This window comes from Streptomyces sp. NBC_01426, assembly GCF_036231985.1.
Classification (GTDB): Bacteria; Actinomycetota; Actinomycetes; order Streptomycetales; family Streptomycetaceae; genus Streptomyces.
The window spans coordinates 6,538,278-6,554,380 of the sequence record NZ_CP109500.1; the positions used below are offsets into that span (position 1 = coordinate 6,538,278).

At 73.9% G+C, this 16,103-nt stretch carries 13 protein-coding genes; 7 read left to right on the forward strand and 6 right to left on the reverse strand.

Features of this window, described 5'->3' with window-relative positions:
- Window positions 1-11 precede the first annotated feature (11 nt).
- The 5 genes from pcaB to OG906_RS29255 all read right to left on the reverse strand — a co-directional run bounded on the left by pcaB (window position 12) and on the right by OG906_RS29255 (window position 6,742).
- Window positions 12-1,496 (reverse strand): 3-carboxy-cis,cis-muconate cycloisomerase, encoded by a 1,485-nt coding sequence (pcaB, locus tag OG906_RS29235; RefSeq protein ID WP_329447038.1) that lies wholly within the window; start codon window positions 1,494-1,496, stop codon window positions 12-14.
- Window positions 1,496-3,475 carry an FAD/NAD(P)-binding protein gene (locus OG906_RS29240; protein WP_329447040.1) on the reverse strand — a complete coding sequence of 660 codons (1,980 nt, stop codon included), beginning with the start codon at window positions 3,473-3,475 and terminating at the stop codon, window positions 1,496-1,498. Before OG906_RS29240 ends, pcaB begins: the two co-directional genes overlap by 1 nt.
- A gap of 33 nt (window positions 3,476-3,508) precedes the next feature.
- Window positions 3,509-5,089: a class I adenylate-forming enzyme family protein gene (locus OG906_RS29245; protein WP_329447041.1), complete on the reverse strand. Its 1,581-nt coding sequence runs from the start codon at window positions 5,087-5,089 to the stop codon at window positions 3,509-3,511.
- Window positions 5,090-5,131: 42 nt separating this feature from the next.
- On the reverse strand, window positions 5,132-5,671 hold the full coding sequence (locus OG906_RS29250; RefSeq protein ID WP_267797043.1) for an SRPBCC family protein: 540 nt from the start codon (window positions 5,669-5,671) through the stop codon (window positions 5,132-5,134).
- Between the two features lie 96 nt (window positions 5,672-5,767).
- A complete protein-coding gene (locus tag OG906_RS29255) occupies window positions 5,768-6,742 on the reverse strand; it encodes an NADPH:quinone reductase (protein ID WP_267797042.1) in 975 nt (324 codons plus the stop codon).
- A 240-nt stretch (window positions 6,743-6,982) separates the two neighbouring features.
- Here OG906_RS29255 and OG906_RS29260 point away from each other — a divergent pair, with 240 nt between their 5' ends.
- The 7 genes from OG906_RS29260 to OG906_RS29290 all read left to right on the forward strand — a co-directional run bounded on the left by OG906_RS29260 (window position 6,983) and on the right by OG906_RS29290 (window position 15,013).
- Window positions 6,983-7,432, forward strand: coding sequence for a GNAT family N-acetyltransferase (locus OG906_RS29260; protein ID WP_329447043.1), 450 nt, complete (start codon window positions 6,983-6,985; stop codon window positions 7,430-7,432).
- A gap of 105 nt (window positions 7,433-7,537) precedes the next feature.
- Entirely contained in the window at window positions 7,538-8,014 is a 477-nt protein-coding gene (locus OG906_RS29265; RefSeq protein ID WP_329447045.1) for a hypothetical protein, read from the forward strand.
- Between the two features lie 4 nt (window positions 8,015-8,018).
- Window positions 8,019-9,236 carry an NAD(P)/FAD-dependent oxidoreductase gene (locus tag OG906_RS29270; protein ID WP_329447047.1) on the forward strand — a complete coding sequence of 406 codons (1,218 nt, stop codon included), beginning with the start codon at window positions 8,019-8,021 and terminating at the stop codon, window positions 9,234-9,236.
- 95 nt (window positions 9,237-9,331) lie between these two features.
- Complete coding sequence (locus tag OG906_RS29275; RefSeq protein ID WP_329447049.1) at window positions 9,332-10,861, forward strand: FAD-binding oxidoreductase; 1,530 nt, start codon at window positions 9,332-9,334, stop codon at window positions 10,859-10,861.
- 81 nt (window positions 10,862-10,942) lie between these two features.
- Window positions 10,943-12,451, forward strand: a complete 1,509-nt coding sequence (locus OG906_RS29280) for an APC family permease (protein ID WP_329447051.1) — start codon at window positions 10,943-10,945, stop codon at window positions 12,449-12,451.
- Window positions 12,452-12,466: 15 nt separating this feature from the next.
- Window positions 12,467-12,883 (forward strand): universal stress protein, encoded by a 417-nt coding sequence (locus OG906_RS29285; RefSeq protein ID WP_329447053.1) that lies wholly within the window; start codon window positions 12,467-12,469, stop codon window positions 12,881-12,883.
- 45 nt (window positions 12,884-12,928) lie between these two features.
- Window positions 12,929-15,013: an FUSC family protein gene (locus tag OG906_RS29290; RefSeq protein ID WP_329447055.1), complete on the forward strand. Its 2,085-nt coding sequence runs from the start codon at window positions 12,929-12,931 to the stop codon at window positions 15,011-15,013.
- A 78-nt stretch (window positions 15,014-15,091) separates the two neighbouring features.
- On the opposite strand, the gene OG906_RS29295 is transcribed toward OG906_RS29290, so the two are convergent.
- Window positions 15,092-16,051 (reverse strand): LysR family transcriptional regulator, encoded by a 960-nt coding sequence (locus tag OG906_RS29295; RefSeq protein WP_267797034.1) that lies wholly within the window; start codon window positions 16,049-16,051, stop codon window positions 15,092-15,094.
- Between the last annotated feature and the right edge of the window lie 52 nt (window positions 16,052-16,103).

Here is a 16,103-nt window from a genome sequence, read left to right on the forward strand (position 1 = left end):
CTCGGCGACGCTCAGGGCCGCTTGGGGGCGGGTTCCACCAGGGCGCGTTCCACCAGGGCGCGGGCCGCGCCCGTGTACCCGGCCGGATCGCACAGGCCCGCCAGCGCCGCCGGACCCAGGACGCCCGCCAGCTCGGGGGCCTCGGCGAGGACGTCCGCGAGCGGTCGCCCCGCGGCGCCGGCCGTCGCCGTGGCCTCGTTCAACAGCGTGCGGGCCGCGGCCTTCCCGAGCCGCGGGGCGAGCACGGCCACGATCCGCTCCGAGACCACCGCGCTGCCGGTGAGGTCCAGGTTGGCGCGCATCCGCTCCGACCTGACCTCCAGGCCCTCGGTCAGTTCCACCGCCGTGTGCGAGGCGCCGCCCACCAGCCGCAGACACTCCCGCAGCAACAACCACTCGGCGTGCCAGGCGCCCGCGGACCGCTCGTCCTCCGACACCAGACAGGCCGTCAACGCGCCCGCCAGGGCCGGGACCTGGAGGGCCGCGCTGCGGATCAGCGTGGACAGCACCGGATTGCGCTTGTGGGGCATCGCGGAGGAACTTCCCCGCCCGGCGCCGCCCGGTTCGGCGAGTTCGCCGACCTCGGTCCGGGCCATGCCCTGCACGTCCACGGCGATCTTCCCGAGTGCCCCCGCCGTGAAGGCCAGCGCGGCCGCCAGGTCGGCGAGGGGCGTGCGCAGGCTGTGCCACGGCAGCGCCGGCCGGGCCAGGCCCGTCTCGGCGGCGTACGCGGCGACCAGCCGGTCGTGGAAGACCCCCGGGTCCAGCACGTCCTCGGAGCCCTCGGGGCCGTCGAGGACGGCGTACTCGACGTATCCGGCCAGGGTTCCCGCCGCCCCGCCCAGCGAGACGGGCAGCCCCTCCTCCTGGACCCGCGTCAGCCGCTCCCGGGCCTCGCGCACCAGCTGGAGCCAGCCCGCCGCCTTCAACCCGAACGTCGTCGGCACGGCGTGCAGTGCCATCGTCCGACCGGCGATCAGCGTGTCCCGGTGCTCCCCGGCCAGCGCGGCCAGGGCCGTCGCGGTACGCGTCAGGTCCTCCCGGACGAGCGCCAGCGCGCGGTGCGCCACCAGCATCGCCCCGGTGTCGAAGATGTCCTGGCTGGTGGAGCCGCGGTGGACGTACTCGGCGGCCTCCGGGGAGTCCGCCGCGACCACCGCGGTCAGCGCCCGCACCAGGCCCACGACCGGGTTGGCCGTCTCCCGCGCCGCGACGGCCAGCTCGCGCAGGTCCAGCCGCTCCGCCCGGGCCGCGTCGGTGATGGCGTCGGCGGCCCGCCAGGGCAGGGTGCCCAGCCGGGCCTGGGCCCGGGCCAACGCCGCCTCGGCGTCCAACATGGCCTGGAGCCAGGCGGGGTCCCCGGTCACCGCCTCGACGGGGGTGCCGGCGCGGACCGGCGAGAGCAGGCCCGCGTCGGGCGCCGTCGCGGGGGCCGGCTCGACCTCGGCCGCCGGCGGGGGCGCGGCCGGGTCGACCAGGCGCAGACCACCCGGCATCAGACGATCACTCCGGTGAGGTCGGTGCCGGCGTCCACCGGCCCCAGCCCGGCCGGCACGTGCGCCACCGCGGGCAGGTCCAGTACCGCGCGGGCGATGGCGTCGGAGTCCCCGAGCGTCACGGAGTCCACGCCCGGACGGATGCCCGCCGCGGTCACCCAGTGCACCGATTCGGTGGGCACCCCGTACGCGAACCGCCGCGGATGCGCCCGGCCCCGCGCGTCGAGCATGTGGAACGGCCGCTCGGTCACCGCGAGGCCGCCCGTCTCGTACGTGGTGCCCTGCGCGGCGTCGATCCGGTAGGTGGCGGCCTGGTCGGTGTCCAGGAGGTGGCGCAGCAACGGGTCCGCCGTGCGCCGCAGATCGGGCTCCGGCAGGCGGGCCTCGATCAGGGCGGTCGCGCGGATCGCCGGCCCGGGAACCACCGAGGACTCGGCCACGTACAACTGTGCGGTCGTGTCGATGCGGACCTGCACCCCGGGGCCGAGGATGGTCAGGACCCCCGCCTCGATCAGGGCGCCCATCTCCTCGATCCGGGAGGCCGGCGGGCCGATGGACAGGAACGCGTTCAGCGGCGTGTACCAGCCCTCCAGGTCGTCGCGGTGCGAGGTGCCCTCCAGCCCGCCGTGGTCGACCGCCAGCCGGATCTCGTTGCGCAGGTCGCGCAGCAGGTCCAGGGCGGCCTTCACCGGCCCGCTGACGTTCCCCTGCTTGGCCGCGACCACGTCGCGGGCCAGGTAGTCCAGCAGCCAGGCGGTGAAGTCGGCGCGGCCGGTGAACACCCGGTCGCGGTAGGGCCGGGAGAGGGCTTCCCAGTCCCAGCGGTCGGCCTCGTCGATGCCGTGCGCCGTCAGCAGCGCCGCGGCGTCGGCGTCCGGCTCCAGCGCCAGGTACTGCTCCACGAACGGCTCGCGCTCGGCGTCCCGGCCGCGCTGCGTGAGCAGGGTGCCGTAGTAGACGCTCTCCACCTCGCGGGCGATCAGCGGCCACAGGTCGGCGCTGAAACTGACCGGCCGGCCGTCCCGGGCGTCCTCCTTGAGCGCCGCGATGAACTCGGCGGTCAGCAGCCGCGGGTAGTAACGCCCGTGCGCGCCCTTCTCGTTCTCGCCGCGCGCGTGGTACGGGATGCCGCGCCGCGAGAACGCGTACAGCCGGGGCTCCTGCCCGGACGGGCGGTACACGAGCTTGTCGCCCTCCCGCTCGAAGGCTCCGCCGCGGCCCGCCGTCAGCAGCGCCATGTGGTCGAAGAAGTTCAGGCCCAGACCGCGCAGCAGCACGTTCTGGCCCGCCTCGATGCCGCTGAGGTCGAGGTCCGCCGGGTTCGAGGGCGTGAGGTAGGTGAGGTGGTGGATCCGGGCCAGGCTGGCCGTCCGGGCCTCCCGGCTGGTGAGCCGGGCCGGCACGTGCCCCTGCGCCATCACGATGGCGTCGAGCGCGTTCAGCCGGACGCCGTTCTCCAGCCGCACGCCCTGCGGTCCACCGGGCACCCCGTGGGTGTCGGCCATGGCCACCGCACGCGTCCGGTGCACGTGCACCGTGACGTGGCCGGGCGCGCTCTCGACGACCCGGCGGAAGCAGTCGCCCAGGTAGGTGCCGTAGAAGGCGCGCGTGGGGTACGTGTTCGGGCCCATCCGGCGGGCCTCGGCCAGCGTGGCCTCGTCGTGGCTGTCACGGTCGCCGAGCAGGGCCAGGCCCTGCGCCCACTCGTAGAGGCTCGGCCCCGGCTCGATGGGCCCGTCGATGCGGACGCTGTGGTCCGTGAAGACGGTGATCTGCGAGGCGACGGTGTTCATCAGCAGGTGCCGGGACTGGGCCGCGCGCCACACCGTTCCGGCGCCGGGCGCGGAGGGGTCCACGACGTGCACCACGACGCCCTCGCGCGACGGCGCGGTCCGCTCGGCGGCGATCAGCCGCTCCAGGACGGACAGGCCGCGCGGTCCGGCGCCGATGACGGCGAGCTCTACTCGGCTCTTCTTCATTGCGGAACTCCCATTCCTACGGTGCGCGGACGACTAGTTGGCGGTGCTCGTGGACTCGCCGGCGCCGAGCAGCCGGGCCAGCTCCAGGCGCTTGATCTTCGTGGTCGCGGTCTGCGGGAGGTCCTCCAGCCGCCACTGCACGGGCTCCGCCAGCGGCGGCAGCCCGACCACGGCCGACTGCCAGGCGGCCAGGTCCAGCGGCTTGTCGTCCCGGGTGCTGACCACGGGGACGGCGGTGCCGTCGGGGCCGGGGATGATGATGACCTCGACGAGCTCGGGGACGCGGGTGAACAGCTTGTCCTCGATCTCCAGGGTGCTCTTGACGCCCGGGATCTCGTCCACCTCGCGGTCCAGCAGGTGCAGACAGCCCCACTTGGTGCGGTAGCCGACGTCGCCCATGCGCCACCAGCCGTCGTTGACCTGCTTCTCCCAGCGCTGGTGCTCGCCGAGGTAGCTGATGATCCGGCCGTCGCTGCGGACCTCGATCCAGCCCGGGTTGTCCTTGTCCGGCGGGTTGCCGTCGCGGCTGACGACCCGCACTCCCGTCATCCCGGGGAACGGCACGCCCACGCACCGACCGTTGAAGTCGGCGCCGTCCTTGAGGGAGTACGTACGGGCCGCGATCGGGCCGACCTCGCTCTGGCCGTAGGCCTGCGCGAACCGGCGGTTCTTGCGTCCGGAGGCCTGGAGCAGCCGGTTCACCGTCCGGGGGTGGATCGCGTCGAAGGTGCTGGAGAAGTACTTCACGTTGGCCAGCGGCCGACGCGGATCCTCGGCCAACACCTCCCAGCGCAGGAAGGTGTTGGGGTGCGCCTCGATGAACCCCGGCGGCACCTGGCTGAACAGGTCGCCCACCGTCTCCGGGTCGTCGTCGCGCAACACGATCAGGGGATGTCCCTGGAGCACGGCGATGGGCATCGCGGTGAACATCCGCGAGTGGACGAACGAGACGTGCACGGCGATCGGTTCGCTGCGCCGCACGGCCGTCGACACCACGGTGGCCTGCGGCCGGTAGCGCGCCTGGAAGCTGGTGCCGGTGTGCACCGCGAGCTTCGGCGTGCCGGTCGTGCCCGAGGTGTGCGTGATCAGGGTGGGGTGGTCGGCGGGCATGGCGACCGCCGGCACCCGGGGGGCCCCGGCGAGCGCGGCGAACGCCTTCGCGCCCTCGTACGTCCCGGACGCGAGCAGCACCTCCCGGGAGAGGGTCATCACCTCGGCGGGCAGCGAGTGCTCCAGCTTCTCCTGGTCGGTGACCAGGAACGGCCGGCCCACGCGCCGCAGCAGCTCGGCGACGGTCGCCCCGTCCAACTTCGGCGACAGCAGCACCGGGACGGCCCCGATGCGGGCGATCGCGCAGGCCAGCAGGGTGATGTCGAACCCGTCCCCCTTGTGCACCACCACGTGGTCGCCCGGGCGGACCTGGACCGACCACAGCCGGGAGGCCAGCTCGGCCACCAGCTCGGCGACCTCCGTCAGGGTGGCCCTACGGCTCAGTTCGGGGGCGATGTCGAGATCGTGGTCGAGGATCACGAAATTGCCGGGGTGTCGGGCGGCCGCTCGATCGAACAGCGTGCCGAGCCGAATTCCCTTGTTGTTTATGCGCTGGAGGAACATGCGTCACTCTCTCGTCCGTGAATTGCCGAAGCCGGTCTGAATTCAGGCCTTTTCGATGACGTCCTTGATGCGCGAGAGAGTGGCGTCGAGATCCTGCACCAGCTTCGCCGTCCAGTCGTCGACGAACTTCCGGCGCCCCGCCTCGTCCAGATCCGCGACGATCTTGTGGATTCCGGCGGTCGCCTTTCCCATCCGGAAGTGGTGGGTGAGCACGGAACCCGAGCCGTCGGCCTCCACGTCGAAGCCCCAGACGCTCTCCTGGTCCTCCTGGGCGTGCGTGAGCATCATCCAGCGGAAGGTCCGGCCCGGCTCGGCCGCCGTGACCCGGGCCTCGGTGTACCAGGTGCCGCGGACCAGCGGCGCCCAGGCGACGACCTGCTCGCTGCGCAGGTTCTCGCCCCGGAAGATCGAACCGACCGCGGAGGGCTCTCCCGAGATCCATTCGCCGCCCATGCATTCCGGGCTCCATTCGGCACTGCGCGGCAGGTCGCTGACCACCGCGTAGACCTCCTCGGGGGTGGCGTTCACCACGATGTCGGCGCGGAGTTCAAACAGCGGGGAGGTTTCGATGATGTTCGTCATGGTTGAAATCCTGTCTTTGTCGGGACGGTCGGTCAACGGCCGAAATTGCTATCCGTCAGGTCGATGGCGCCGCGCGCCGATGAATTCGGGAATGTGTCAGGAAACGCGCAGGACGAGCTTTCCGCGGACCTTTCCCTCGTCGAGCCGACGGTGCGCCGTGCCCGCCTCGCTCAGCGGCAGCACCTCGGTCGCGTGCGGCTTCAGCAGCCCGTCGGCCAGCAACCGGTTGATGTTCGCGGCGGCGTCCGCCAGTTCGTGCGTACGGGCGTGGGAGATGGCGAAGCCGAGCACCGAGCGGTCCTGGAGGTACAGGGCGCCGGCCGGCAGCACCGGACGCGTCCGCAGCCCGGCGAGGACGACCACCCTGCCCCGGGAGGCGAGCAACTCCACCGCCGTCTCCAGGTCGTTGCGGCCCGAGGTGTCCACGTACAGGTCCACGCCGTCCGGAGCCGCCGCCCGGATCAGGGCCGGCACGTCCTCCTCGCGGTAGTCCACGACGTGCCGGGCACCCAGCGAGCGGACGTACGGGGCATCGCGCCCGGCGGCCACGGCCACCACCCGGGCACCCGCCTGGGCGGCCATCACCACCGCCGCGCTCCCCACGTTCCCGGCGGCGCCGAGGACGAGGACCGTCTCGCCGGCCCGGACCCGACCGTGCGTGAACAGGGCGAGGTGCGCCGTCGCCGCCGGATGGGCCAGCGCCACCGCGTGCACCGGATCCACCCCCGCCGGCAGGTGGTACAGCCGGTCCGCGGGCACGGCCACCTGCTCGGCCGCGGCGCCCTGCCGGCCCGCGTGACCGAGGCTGTTGCACCACACCCGGTCACCCGCCGCGAAGCCGGGCGCGCCGGGACCGGCGGAGACCACCGTTCCCACCAGGTCCCGTCCCACGACGAAGGGGAACGGCACCGGAGTGCGCCAGGCGCCCGAACGCACGAAGGTGTCCACGTGGTTGACGGCGGTGACCTCGACGTCGACCAGCACGTCGCCCGAACCGGGAACGGGCGGCGGCAGTTCGCCGTGACGGATGGAGTCGGGGGGACCGAGTTCTTCTATGTAGGCAGCACGCATGGCCCGGATTCTGGTGCGGTTCCGGGGCTCCCGGGCGGCCGGAGGCGATCACCGCCCGAGGTCCGTCACCTCCCCGACCCCGGTGTGTCACCTCGGCGCCCCCGGACGGCGATTCACGCCGCCGAGGTCCGTCAAGTCCCCGCCCCGCACGTCAAGTCCAGGCCCGGCGCGTCCCGTACGTCGAGTCGGACGAGGTCGCCGCTCCATCGGCCGCCCGGCCGCCGTTCCTACGATGCCCCCATGACCACGCCCCCGCCGCGCACCGCGGCGCTCCACGAGGTGCCCCTCGGCGACCCGCGCGTCACCGCCGACGTCGGCCCGCTCATCCGGGCCCTGCGACCCGCGCTGGACGAGAAGGCGTTCGAGGCCTTCGCGGACGAAGCCCAGGCACAGGGGCTGGTGTTCACCGCCGCGTACGACGAGGCGGGCCACTGCCTCGGTGTGGCGGCCCACCGCGTCCTCGCCACCAGCCGCGGTCGGATCCTGTTCGTCGACGACCTGGTCACCGATCCGGACCGGCGCTCCACCGGCACCGGCGCGCTGCTGCTGGCCGCCTTGAAGACCCGGGCCCGGCAGGAGGGCTGCGTCCGCGTGGAACTCGACTCCGGGGTGACCAACCAGGGCGCCCACCGCTTCTACCACCGCCACGGCCTGACCATCGGCGCCCTGCACTTCGCCGTCGAGGTCTGAGCCCCGCACCCGACGCCCCGAAGCGCGGCCCCTCGACGGCGGGGCCTCGCCCGCGCCTTGCCGGTTCTTGGTCACGCCCTGTCCGACGGCCGGGACGCTGGCGACATGACCACGCACGCCCCCTCGTCGACCCGCCCCGTCCTCCCGGAGCCGGCCGCCCTCACCCGTGTCCATTCCCTGCTGGCAACGCTGAGCCGGGACCACACGAGCGCCCGCTGGGCGCCGACCGCGCTGGAGGCCCGCATCGGCGAACTCCTGCTCACCGCCTCGGCGGGCGACGGCGCCCTCACCGCGCCCCGCCTGCGGGCCGCCCTCGCCGAGGGGTCGATGACCTTCCTCGCGGACAACGGAGGCCGGCTCGCCCTGCTCCTCGGCTCCGTGCTGGAGCTGCTGACCTCCCCGGGGCCGGCCGGCCCCGGCGCCGCCGGCCACGCCGCGCCCGAGGACCCGTACGACCCGGAACACGCCCGCGAGGCGGCGCTGCACGCCCGCCAGGCGGCCGACGCCGTGGACGCGGTACACGCCCTCCTCGACCGGATCACCCGGGACCCGGGCCCGCGGGCCGACGGCGCGAAGGGCTAGCGCGATGCCCGACATCCTCGTCGTCGGCGGCGGTTTCGCCGGGGTGTGGGCGGCCGCGTCCGCCGTCCGCGCCCTCCGGGAGGCGGGCGCCCCCCACCACTCGGTCACCCTGGTCACCCCGGGGGACGACCTGGTGCTCCGGCCCCGGCTCTACGAGGCCGACCCGCACACCATGAGGGTCCCGCTCGACCGCGTCCTGGGCCCGATCGGGGTGGAGCGCGTCGCCGCCACCGTGACGGGAATCGACGGCGCCGGGCGAAGCGTCACCGCCGCGGACGCGGCCGGCCGGGAACGCGTCCTGCCCTACCGCCGGTTGATCCTGGCGTGCGGAAGCCGTCTGGTGCGGCCCGAGTTGCCCGGCGCCGACCTGATGTTCGACGTCGACGACATCGACTCCGCCACCGCCCTGGACACCCATCTGCGCGGGCTGCCGCGAGAGCCCGTCGCACCGGGCCGCTTCACCGCCCTCGTCATCGGCTCGGGGTTCACCGGCCTGGAGACCGCGACCGAACTCGTCGGCCGGCTCCGCGCGATCGCCGCACCCCACGGCGCCGCCGCCGAGGTGCGGGTGGTCCTCGTGGAACGGGACCCGGAACTCGCCCCCGGCCTCGGCGCCGGCCCCCGACCGGTGATCGTCGAGGCACTGGAGCGGCTCGGCGTCGACACCCGTCCGGCCACCACCCTGGAACGGGTGACCCCCGCGCACGCCACCCTCTCGGACGGCGCCGTGCTGTCCACCCGCACCGTCGTGTGGACCGGCGGGGTCGTCGCGGCCCCGCTCACCGCGCTGGTCCCCGGCCCCCGCGACCCGATCGGACGCCTGGAGGTGGACGAGTTCCTCCGCGTCCCCGGCGTCCCCGGGGTGTACGCGGCGGGGGACACCGCCGCCGCCCGGGCCGACCCGGACCACCTCGTGCTGCCGAGCTGCCAGTACGCCATCCCGCTCGGCAAACACGCCGGGCACAACGCCGCCGCGAGCCTGACGGGCCGGGCGCCCGCACCGTTCCGCCCCGCCCCCCACGTCACCACCCTCGACCTGGGAGAGGCGGGCGCGGTGTCCACCACCGGCTGGGAGCGGACCGTACGGCTCACCGGCGCGGAGGCCAAGACCCTCAAGCGGACCCTCACCGCGCAGTGGATCCGCCCACCGCTGGACGACGCCGACGAACTGCTGCGCCAGGCGGACCCCGCCTTCCGCACCCGCCGCACCACACCCGCCTGACCCACGCCCGCCGCGCCCACCCGTCCCACCGCACCCACGCGATCCACCACACCCACCACACCCACCACACCGTGCCCACCGGGGGAGCCATCCGCATGATCAGCAGACGCACACTCATGAGAGCCGGCGCCGCGACCGGGGCCGCCGGACTCCTCGCCTCCGGCACCGCCTTCGGGACCGCGGCCCTCGCCAGCGACCGCGCCGCCCCGTTCGCCCGCCTGCGCGCACGGCTGACCGGCCGACTGGTCCTGCCCCAGGACCCCACGTACGACCTGGCCAAACAGCTCCAGATGGCCCGCTACGACGCGATCCGACCCCAGGCCGTCGCCTACTGCGCCCACAGCGCCGACGTGGCCCACTGCGTCCGCTTCGCCCAGGACCACGGGCTCCACGCCGCCGTCCGCAGCGGCGGCCACAGCCAGGCCGGCTACTCGACCACCACCGGACTCGTCATCGACGTCTCCCGGCTCAACAGCATCCGACCGGGCCGCGACACCGTCCGGCTCGGCCCCGGCAGCCAGGGCGTCGACATCCTCAACACCCTGGCCCCCCGCGGCATCCAGCTCGGCTCCGGCACCTGCCCCACCGTGGCCATCGGCGGCTGGGTGCAGGGCGGCGGCCTCGGACTGACGGCGCGCGCCTTCGGCATGGGCAGCGACCGGCTCGTGTCCGCCCGCGTCGTCCTCGCCGACGGTTCGGTGGTCGACGCCTCCGCCGCCGAGCACCCGGACCTGTACTGGGCCCTGCGCGGCGGCGGCGGCGGCAACTTCGGGGTGGTCACCGACCTGGAACTGCGCCCCGTCGACGCGCCCTCGATGACCGTCTACACCCTCACCTACGACGGAGCCCACGCCGCCGACGTCCTGCTCGCCTGGCAGGACTGGATCGCCGACGCACCGCGCGAACTCGCCTCCGAGCTGTTCGTCATCCTCCCCGCGGACTCACCCGAGGGCGCCGCCCCCACCGTCGTCGTCTCCGGCGCCCACGTCGGCTCCCTGGCCGCCGCGGACCGACACCTCGACCGGCTGGTCGCCTCGGCGGGCCGGCCGACCGCGAGCCGCGAGGCCGCGCAGCTCCCGTACCAGCAGGCCATGATGAAGGTGTACGGCTGCGCCGACGCCACCGTCGAGGAGTGCCACCGGATCGGCTACTCCCCGAGGGCCGCGCTGCCCCGGGAGAGCTACGCCACCTACCGCAACGTGTACTTCGACCGGCGCTGGACCCCGGCGACCGCCGAGGCCGCCCTCACCGTCCTGCGGAGCGACCCGCGGCCCGGCCAGTTCCGCTTCCTGGGCCTGTTCTCCTACGGCGGCCGCATCAACGAGGTCGCCCCCGACGCCACCGCCTTCGTCCACCGCGACGTGCTGTTCGAGGCGGGCTTCCAGGTCGGCCTCCCCGTCGGCGACCCCGCCGCGGAGGACCGCGAACGCGCCCAGGCCTGGGTCGACGGCGGCTACGCCACCCTGTACCCGCGTTCCAGCCGCCGTTCGTACCAGAACTACATGGACCCGGCGCTCACGAACTGGCGGGAGGCCTACTACGGCCGCAACTACACCCGCCTGCGGAGCGTCAAGCGCGCCTACGACCCGCACCGCTTCTTCCGCTTCGCCCAGGCCGTCGACTGACGGAGCCCCACCCGGCCCGACCGGCCCACCGGCACCGCCGCCCGCCTCGCGCGGCGGTGCCGGGTGCGTGAGGATGCGTACATGGCCCAGGACGGCAAGGCCGGCGGACCGGCGAGCGACATCCCGGAGGCGGGGCTCAAAGCCAACGCGATCGGCTTCCTCGACGCGCTCGTCATCGGCCTCAACTCCACCTCGCCCGCCTACTCGCTGGCCGCCGTCATCGGGCCGATCGTGGCACTGGCGGGGATCTACGCCCCCGGCGTGATGCTGGCGTCCTTCGTCCCGATGCTGCTCATCGCCGCCGCCTTCTACTACCTCAACAAGGTCGACCAGGACTGCGGGACCACCTTCTCCTGGGTGACCCGGGCCATGGGCCCGTGGGCCGGCTGGCTGGGCGGCTGGGCGATCGCCATGACCGGGGTGCTGGTCATCGGCTCCCTCGCCGACGTGGCCGTCCACTTCGGCCTGCTCGCCGCCGGCCTCGACGACTGGGCGACCGACCCCGTGATCCGACAGACCCTCACCGTCGTGGTGATCCTCGCCATGACGGCCGTCTGCGTCATCGGTACGGAGATGTCGGCGCGCCTCCAGGACGTGCTGATCATCGCCCAGGTCTTCTTCCTGCTGACCTTCGCGGTGGTCGCCCTCTACCGCGTCTACGCCGGCACCAGCACCCTCGACTCGATCAAACCGAGCATCGACTGGCTCAACCCGTTCGGCGCCGGCGGCGCCGCCCTCACCGGCGGACTGCTGCTCGGCGTCTTCATCTACTGGGGTTGGGAATCCGCGGTGAACCTCACCGAGGAGGTCGAGAACTCCGCCACCGCCCCCGGCAAGGCGGGCATCTGGTCGACCGTGGTGCTGCTGGTGACCTACCTGTCCGTGGGCTTCGCCGTCGTCGCCTACGCCGGAACCGCCTTCCTCACCGACAACGCGGGGGAGGAGGAGGCCGTCTTCGCCGTCCTCGCCCACGAGGTCATGGGCGGCTGGGACTGGGTGGTCCTCCTCGCCGTCTGCACCTCGGCCCTCGCCTCGACCCAGACCACGATCATCCCCGCCTCCCGCACCGCCCTGTCCATGGCCCGCCGCCACGCGCTGCCCCCGGGGCTCGCCCACATCCACCCGCGGTTCCGCACCCCGGACGTCAGCACCTGGTGGGTCGCCGGCATCGCCATCGCCTGGTACCTCGTCGTCAACCAGCTCAGCGAGAACGCCCTGCTCGACTCCCTGACGGCGCTGTCCCTGCTCATCGCCTTCTACTACGCGCTCACCGGCCTGGCCTGCGTGATCTACTACCGGCGCCACCTGACGGAGAGCGTGCACAACTTCCTGCTCATCGGTCTGGGCCCGCTGGTGGGCGCCGCACTGCTGGCCTGGCTGCTCGTGGAGTCGATCGGCGACATGGCGAACCCGGCCAACTCGGCGGGCGGCGTCTCCTGGTTCGGACTGGGACCACCGCTGGTCATCGGGATCGGGATCGCCGTCGTCGGCGTCCTCGTCATGTGCTTCTGGCGGCTCCGGGACGGCCGGTTCTGGCAGGAGCGACGCGGCGTCGCCGACCCCGCGCTCGTCCACGCCACACAGCACTGAAGCGGGAGGCCTCCCATGTCCGTGGTCCTCGGGTACGACGAATCACCCGGCGCCGAACGTGCCCTGCGGGTGGCCCTGGAGGTGGCCACCGCCTTCGGCGAACCCCTGGTGCTGGTCTATGGGGCGAACGCGCCCGGCGCCACCGGGGAGGAGTACCGGGCCCACCGCGAAGCAGTCCGCCAGGCGGGCCGCAACGCCCTCGCGCACGCCGTGGAGGCCGCCGACGAGGCCGGAGTCCCCTCGACGGTGGAGGTGGTCGACGACAAACCGGCCCAGGCCCTGCTCGACGCCGCCGCACGACACCGGGCCCGGGTCGTCATCGTCGGCACCTGGGGGGACAGCCCGATCCGCGGCGCCCTGCTCGGCTCCACCCCGCACAAACTGCTGCACCTGTCGCCGGTCCCCGTGCTCTGCGTCCCGACGGAGGACTGACGTCCCCGAATGTCCCGCCGGCGCCGGCCGTGCGACGCTGAAACCGTGCGAGCCCTGGAGGAACTCCGGACGGGCACCGGCGCCGTGCCGGCGGCCGCGCGCCGGTCCGTCCGGGTCACCCTCGCCGCCTGCCTCGCCTTCTACGTGCTGCTGTACGGACTGGACCGATCCGTCGGCGCCACCTACGCCCTGTTCGCCTCCGTCGCCCTGGCGGGCCTGTCCCGGATCCCCGGCAGCGGCCGGCAGCGGGCCGTCGTCATGATGCGGGTCCTGCCCGTGACCTGCGTGCTGGTGGTGATCGGCACCTTCCTCGCCGTGCGGACCTGGACCGCGGTCGCCGGCATGCTCGTCATCGGCTTCTGCCTGGCGTTCGCCGCGGCGGGCGGGCCCCGGCCGGCCGGCGCCGCCCCCGGCCTCCAGCTGATGTACATCCTGCCGAGCTTCCCGCCGTACGCCCCCGACGACCTCCCGGAACGCCTGGGCGGCACCCTCGTGGGGCTGGTCCTGCTGATCCTCGCCGAGCGGTACGTCCTGCCCGACCCGCGCGTCCCCGGCTACCGGGACCTGGCCGCCGACGCCGCCGTCGAGGCGGCCCGCTGCGCGAGCGACCTGGAACGCCCGCCCCACACCCTGCCCGCCGCCGAGGCCGAACGGTCCAAGGCCGTCGCCGAGACACTGCGCCCCTCCCTGGTCCCGGAGGCGGAACGACCCGCCGGCCCCGGGGTGCGCGAGCGCGCGCTCGCCCACACCGGGCTCGCGGCCCGCACCCTGCTGGCCCGGCTCCGCAACCTCCCCGCACCGGCGGCCGGGCTGCCCGCCCGAAAGCCCGGCCTGCACGTCGTACGGGCCGTACGGGAATCGGCCGACGGCACCGCCGTCCTGCTGCGGGAGGGCAACCCGCCCCCGACGGACTCCGCGCCCCTGTGGAGGCTGCGGGCCGAACTCGCCGACACCCCGATCTCGGAGCCCGGCTCCGGCCCCCGGCACGCCGCGCTGCTGGAGGTCGCCGACGCCGCGCTCGTCCTGCGGGTGGCGGCGGAACTCGCCGTGCACGGCCGGGCGGCCGGACGGGAGGGCGATCCGGCGGACCGCTTCTGGTACGCCCACCAGAGCACGGCCCGACTGTGGTGGCACCGGATCGCCGGACACAGCGGCCCGAGGTCCGTGCACTTCCAGAACGCCGTCCGGCTCGCCGTGGCCCTCGCCGTCGCCCGCACCGTGGCCGGGGTCGACTCGCTGCCACACGGCTTCTGGGCCATGCTCGCCGTGGTCAGCCTGACCCGCACCACCGCCGTGGCCACCCGCGGTACCGTGCGCATCGCCCTGATCGGCACCAGCCTGGGCGCGCTCGCCGCCGGGACCGTGCTGGGGCTCGCGGGCGAGGCGACCACCGTCTACGAGGTCATGCTGCCACCCCTGATGCTGGTCACGTTCATCGTCGGGCCCGTGAAGGGGGTCGGCTGGGCACAGGCGATGTTCACCCTGGTCGTCTCCATGGTCTTCGCCCAACTGGCGCCGGTGACCTGGCAACTGGCCGAGGTCCGCTTCCTGGACGTGCTCATCGGCAGCGTGATCGGCATCGTCTGCGGCGTGTTGGCCTGGCCGCGCGGCGCCCACGACGAACTCCAGCGCGCGGTCGCCGTGTTGTTGCGCACCGCGGCGGACGACGTCGAGGTGACCACCCGCGACACGGCGGCGCCGCCCGGCCCCGAGGACATGCGGGTGCGGCACGCCCTGACCATGGCCGAGACGGCGTTCGCCCAGTACCAGGCCGAACGCCAACGGCCGGCCGCGCCCCACCAGGACTGGCAGGCAGCGTTGATGGTCGGCCACCACGTGCTCTGGGGCTCCCGGCGGGTCCTGAACAGCCCCGACGGCCTGCCGCTCGGGCCCGTCGAGGCGGCCGGTGTCCGGGAGTACGGAACCTGGGTCGCGGCCGGGCTGCGGGAGGTGGCCGACCGCGCCGGCGCCCCGAGGCCCCCGTCGGCGCCGCCGGAGCGGGCCCTGCACCGCCCCGAACCGGCCACGGCGGCGCCCGTGTTCTTCGCGGCGATGGCCTGGCTCGACAACCTCACCGCCGACCTCGCGCTCATGGACGCGGACCCCTCAAGGGTCGACGCCGTCCGCTGACGGCCCCGGCACGAGGTCCCCGCCGCCCCTCCCGCTCGACCCCGGTCCCGCCGCGGGTCCGGTTCACGCGGGTCCGGTTCAGTCGAGGGCCGGGTGGACCTCCGGGTGGGCGTCCCACCAGGCCCGGTGGAAGGGGTGATTGTCGATGTTGGCCAGGTACGAGCCCGCCGCCGCGCGGTACAGGACGTCCGCCTGGAGTGCGGAGACCGACGAGCGATTCCAGGCCAGCCGGATGCGTCCGGTGATCGGGGTGCCGACCAGGGGGCGCATCACCGTGCCGTCCACGACGGGCGCGGTGGGCTGACTGAGCGCGATGGCCCGGCCTGCGGCGATCAGGTCGTGCCGCATCTTGCGGTCGATGATCCGATAGCGCAGTGACGGGACGAAACCCGCCTTCGCGCAGGCCTCGATCAGCGCCTCGGGGCCGCCGTCGTCGTCCTCCACCAGGGTCATCCACTGTTCGTCGGCCAGGTCGGCCAGTTCGAGGTCGTCGCGCCGGGCCAGCGGGTGCCGGGCGGACATCCGGATGCAGAAGGGCTCCCGGGGGACCAGGGTCCGGGCCAGGACACCGCCGGGCAACGGCACCACGTGGTCGTTGACCTCGCCGTACACGATGACGTCGTAGCGGCCCGCGCCCAGCATCCGCACCAGGGCCGTCACCGAGTCCTCCAGGTCCACGGTGATCTCCCGCCCGGACAGGGCCAGATCGGTGCGTGCGAGCAGGCCGTCGAGCAGGACGAGCATGATGCAGCCGAGCCGCAGCGGATCGTCGGTCGACATGGCCCGGGTGTCGGCGCCGAGCGCGTCCATCTCGTGGAGGACCCGGCGTGCCTTGGCCAGCACGAACTGGCCCAGCGGAGTCGGTTCCACGCCGTGCCGGCCCCGGACGAAGAGTTCGCCGCCGGTGACCCGTTCGATCCTGCGCAACTGGGCCGAGAGCGCCGGCTGTGAGATCCCCAGCCGCCGCGCCGCGCCCCCCAGGCTGCCGGCCTCCGCGATCTCGCAGACGGCTTGCAGATGCCTCAACTCCAGCTGCATCCGGGCAGCTTACGCAGGGTGACCCCACCGCACCATAACGCGGGTCTTATGC